Source organism: Shewanella surugensis (assembly GCF_023284005.1).
Classification (GTDB): domain Bacteria; phylum Pseudomonadota; class Gammaproteobacteria; order Enterobacterales; family Shewanellaceae; genus Shewanella; species Shewanella surugensis.
Genome location: NZ_JAKIKS010000206.1, coordinates 1 through 5131, shown reverse-complemented (window position 1 = coordinate 5131; position 5131 = coordinate 1). Strand labels below are relative to the sequence as shown.

Below are 5131 nucleotides of genomic sequence, written 5' to 3'. Positions count from 1 at the left end.
TTGCGGTGCGCCAAGTCAGCGAAATAAGCTAAAAAAGGCGAGTTGGGACGATGATTACAGGGCAAAAGTTTTCTTTGGTTAATTATCCGACAAAGTATGCTCCCGCCCTGAAGTGACAGTGGTGGGTCGATTCACTCCTAAATTAGGTCCCTTAGGCTGGGTCATTGGTCACCTATTAATGAAGAAAATGATTAAAGCTGCTATTGTAAAATTGCTAAATGGCATGGAGACCCATATTCATACAGATAAAGTAGTTGGAAAAGGTTAGAATAATAAAAACATTCTTACTCGCTTGTATACACGGTGATTGAGTTTTACATTTAAATAATAATATATATTAGGATCTACTGGACTCAGTAAAATCTATTTTATTCAAACAGCCTAAAACAATTTATTTATACACCAATGTCAAAGCTCAACTTTTAATACCATTATCTTTTATTGGTGAACATTTATGAATGCTACCAATTATATTTTTAAAACCAAATATTATAAGAGTCATAATTATGAATTTATTTAAACACCTTAAGGGGGAGTCACCCATAAATGGCGCTCCGATGCATACTTTTGAAAATAATGTTCAATGTATTCCTCAGCATTACTTAACCTTTCACCACTCATTGGAATCAATAGAGAACATTATTATCCATACTCAATATGATGAAAAGTATCTAGTCTTTGTTTGTGAAGATGATTTTGGAATATATATACAAGTAGGAATAATTGGATATGATAATTACTTACCTCATGATAGCCAATTAACAAAGAAAATTGTTTATGGAAGAAAATGGCGAGTAGAGAATAATTTACCTACCTCTGAAATTATTCAAACGACTTTTTTGGCATTACAAAAAGCCAGAGAACATGAAGTACGTGAGCTGTTCACCATCAATAACAATAAAACCCAAAGTACTCCTTTCAACTGTCATCATGATCTACCTTTATTAGCAACAAGAAAAGAAAAACTAATCAAAGAAAATACGTATTATAATGGAATTAATATCAAGCAACGACTTAGTGCGTGGTTGATATTAGTTCGATATAATCATTTAACATTTGACTTAACCCACCTTGAAGAACTAGAAAATGGCACTTTCGTTCTGGAACTATCTATTTTGGGGAAAGCAGCTTCCAGTTTACCGGAGCTATCGTCAGGAAAAATCATTCTTTTATTGGAAGTAGTGAATCAAAATACTTTATACCATAGCTTGATAGCAAAATTAATTGAATTAAGCCATCGACATGTCGCAGAGCATTTTACTTATCGAGGTTTTGCGCGATTTAGTCAGAAGGTTGACATATTAGCTGTTGCTGAAATCTCTGTCATCTGTCGTGGATTGCATGAAGAAAATCAATATAAGTCTTTTAAGGGCGATTGGTCAAAGCATAACTATGACATCGATGAAACAAGAGTCCCCATAATACCGAATAGTATACTCAGTAATAAATTAACATCATTAATTGAGCAGCATCAACCATTAGACGGACAAATGCCCAAGCTCAATAAAACATTAAATTATTCACCCTATCAATAACTAAATTAAATATTAATAGTCCGAATTCAATATCTAAGAGCATCATATGAAAAAATAAATATCTTGAAGTATCTCCCCGTGGCACTTCAAGATGACCACTACAAAAAACTAAAAATCAAATAATAGAAGTATCATTTATACAGGAATAATGAATGACATTACCTAACGTATTTTAATGTCAGCTGAATCCTGCATCTTCAAGTCATTTGGGGATATTATCTCTAATACTGAGCAAAGATACAAAGAGTTGATGATAAATCAATCAGCCTTACACTAATTTATGGGTTTTATCGGGTTCATTTGCTAGAATCCACAGTTATTTTTTGGCAGTGGTATTTGCTGTCTCACTCAGTGTCGTACTGAGTAATCAAGTTTTACTATTTTAAAGGCAGGCTATGACCGTTCTTCTAATGACTCCACCTATGACCCAGCTGAATACGCCCTATCCGGCAACAGCGTATTTAACGGGTTTTTTACGCTCTAGAGGCTATGAGGCGGTTCAGCGAGATCCTGCTATTGAGCTTTTCCTAGAAATGATGACAGCGCCTGCGCTGGAGATTATTCGTCAGCATGTAGAAGAAAACTTCGAGCACTTTGAAGACCATGAGTTGCCTGATGTGATCGCGAGTTTTCTGGCTGACTTTGACCGTTACCACCTGACAGTTGAGAGCGCTATTCGCTTTTTGCAAGGCAAAGATCCAAGCCTTGCACTGCGTATTAACTCCCGTCGTTTTTTACCCGAGGGCCCAGCATTTGACACTATTGCTCAGATGGAGGCAGTATCAGGTGATGTTTTGCAAGCGGCCTTTGGCAATTTAGGCGTACAAGATAAAGCCAAATATCTCGCAACGCTGTTTATTAATGATCTGTCGAACGTCATCACTCAGGGGGTTGATCCGTACTTTGAAGTGAGCCGTTATGGCGAGCAATTAGCTGCGGCCAACCCAAGCTTTAACAATCTCTACGATACCTTGATGGACGAACCAAGTTTCAGCTCGGGAATTTTGGCACAATTGGTCGAACAGTATCTGGAAGAAACTCAGCCTAGCGTCGTCGCGCTAACCGTGCCTTTTCCCGGTAATATGCTAGGCGCCTTACGTATTGCGCAAACCTGTAAAGCCATCAATCCTGATATTCCTATCGTAATGGGCGGTGGTTTTATCAATACCGAGCTGCGCGCGTTGAAGGACCCTCGAGTATTTGAGTTTGTAGACTTTATCTGTCTGGATGACGGCGAACGCCCATTCATTACGCTACTGGAATACTTTGAAGGACAACGTAAGGTAGACTCCTTGGTGAGAACCTATTTTCTCGCAGAGGATAAAAATGGCCAACCTTACGTACACTTCAATGAAAATGCAGAGCTTCACGATATCCCACAAACCGAAGTAGGTGCACCTGTATACGATGGCCTGCCATTGGGGGAATACCTGTCGTTGTGTGAAATGCTCAACCCTATGCACCGTATTTGGAGCGATGGACGCTGGAATAAACTGACTATCGCTCATGGCTGTTACTGGCGTAAATGCAGCTTTTGCGATGTCAGTCTGGACTATATCGACCGCTATGATACCGCTGGAGCCGATATTCTGGTGGATAGAATCGAACAACTCATCGAAGAAACCGGACAGACAGGTTTCCATTTCGTCGATGAAGCCCTACCGCCAAAAGTTTTGTTTTCGCTAGCAAAACGGTTAATTGAACGCGGCGTAATGATCAGCTGGTGGGGCAATATCCGCTTTGAGAGAACCTTTAGCGAGGCGCGTTGCCAGTTGCTCGCGGATTCCGGTTGTATCGCTGTTAGCGGCGGTCTTGAGGTGGCGTCAGACAGGCTGTTAAAACTGATGAAAAAAGGCGTAAGTGTTGAGCGGGTCGCCCACGTAACCAAAGCCTTCAGTGATGCAGGGATATTGGTTCATGCCTATTTGATGTATGGCTTTCCAACACAAACCGAACAAGAAACCATTGACTCGCTGGAAATGGTGCGTCAGATGATGAAGCAAGGTTGCTTCCAGTCTGCTTACTGGCACCGTTTTGTAGCCACGGTTCACAGTCCTATTGGCATGCACCCTGAAAAGTTTGGCATCACGCTAGCTGAGCGCCCTGAGATCTTATTTGCTGAAAACGATGTGAACTTCACCGATCCAACTGGTACGGATCATGAAATGCTCGGGGTCGGACTTCGTAAGGCGATCTACAATTATATGCACGGTATAGGCTTTGAGCAGCCGATGAGCTTCTGGTTTAACCAACCTATTGCAAGAACTCAGATGAAAAAAAATCTGATCTCAAATGCAATTAACAATCTCATCTCTAGCAATTAAAGCTCGCGCTGGGTAAATATCCATAGCGTTAATCGGATTAGACCGAAACATGCAACAGGCCACTTTCTTACTTCCAGAATTAAAGTGGCTTTATATCCATCATTATAAACATGCGATCGCTCACCTCCTTAATACTGATTGATAAAATGAGATCACGGCCTAGATCTCAGCTATAATCCCCGCCTCTTTATAGCTTAACGAAACTTGTCGTACCATTATGCGCTTACTGCGAACCACAACCCACCCAGAACTAAGCCAAAGCTTAGGAAAGTCCTTTCACCGCCAAGCCGCAAGAGGAATTATTCTCGATGGTGATAATATACTGATGCTCTATACCGAGCGTTATCACGACTACAGTATTCCTGGCGGCGGTGTTGATGCGGGGGAAGATATTCGCACAGGATTGCTTCGCGAACTCGAAAAGGAAACCGGTGCTAAACATATTGAAGTTATCAGCGAATTTGGCCGCTATGAGGAGTTCAGGCCGTGGCACAAAGCGAACTTTGACAGTGTACACATGGAGTCATTTTGCTTTGTTTGCACCATTGCTCCAGAGCTGGGTGAAACCAAACTTGAAGCGTATGAAATACAAAATGGCATGCGACCACTATGGATTAATATTCATCACGCTATTGCGCATAACGAAGAGACAATCGCTAACAGTTCCAAAAAAGGCATGTCGATTGAAAGAGAAACCTATTTATTAAAGCGTATCGTTAACGAGCTACTTTAATATGATTGACCGCCTAGGGTTTCCCCTGTCAACGCACTATCTTTAAGTAACAAACGACGCCTTACGACGCAAAACCTCCCCTTCTTTATACACGGTAATAAAGTCGGGGTCTTGGCTGTTTGCTCCCTAGATCTCAACCTCATTCCGACTCAAAATAAGCAGAGAGCTTTCACCTCCACTTTACTGAAATAAGAGTCTACCGATTCATTTAGGCGTATTGGTGTCTTAATTATTTTGTACTCAATCTCAATTCAACCCACAAATAAATTAATAATTAAATATATTAATCATTTAAAATTATTGATGAAAAAATCAACTCAACGTTGTAAAGTTGATAACGTCATGTATCAAAGGAAACATCCTAAAAAAGCTAACTCACTGTTTAAAACAAGTTAACTTACCTCCGGCAAAGCCGGAGGTAAGTTAACTTGTGGCGAGGTGAGATTGAACTCACGTAATACGATGTCTCAATCGATCTCTTTCCTTTCATTGAACGATGGCGTTCAACCGCGATAATGCTGCGGATTGTGGGCCACCGT

3 protein-coding genes and 1 pseudogene are annotated in these 5131 nt (G+C 40.6%); 3 read left to right on the top strand and 1 reads right to left on the bottom strand.

All coding sequences use genetic code 11. From position 1 onward, the window contains the following. Positions 1-506: 506 nt before the first annotated feature. From L2764_RS25620 to L2764_RS25610, 3 genes are all read left to right on the top strand, one after another. Positions 507-1535 (top strand): hypothetical protein, encoded by a 1029-nt coding sequence (locus L2764_RS25620; RefSeq protein WP_248943186.1) that lies wholly within the window; start codon positions 507-509, stop codon positions 1533-1535. A gap of 395 nt (positions 1536-1930) precedes the next feature. Further along, positions 1931-3859: a B12-binding domain-containing radical SAM protein gene (locus tag L2764_RS25615; RefSeq protein ID WP_248943185.1), complete on the top strand. Its 1929-nt coding sequence runs from the start codon at positions 1931-1933 to the stop codon at positions 3857-3859. A gap of 217 nt (positions 3860-4076) precedes the next feature. After that, entirely contained in the window at positions 4077-4592 is a 516-nt protein-coding gene (locus L2764_RS25610) for an NUDIX hydrolase (protein WP_248943184.1), read from the top strand. 424 nt (positions 4593-5016) lie between these two features. Here the strand turns inward: L2764_RS25610 and L2764_RS25605 are convergent. Then, a pseudogene (locus tag L2764_RS25605) lies at positions 5017-5131 on the bottom strand (ISAs1 family transposase); the annotation flags it as partial.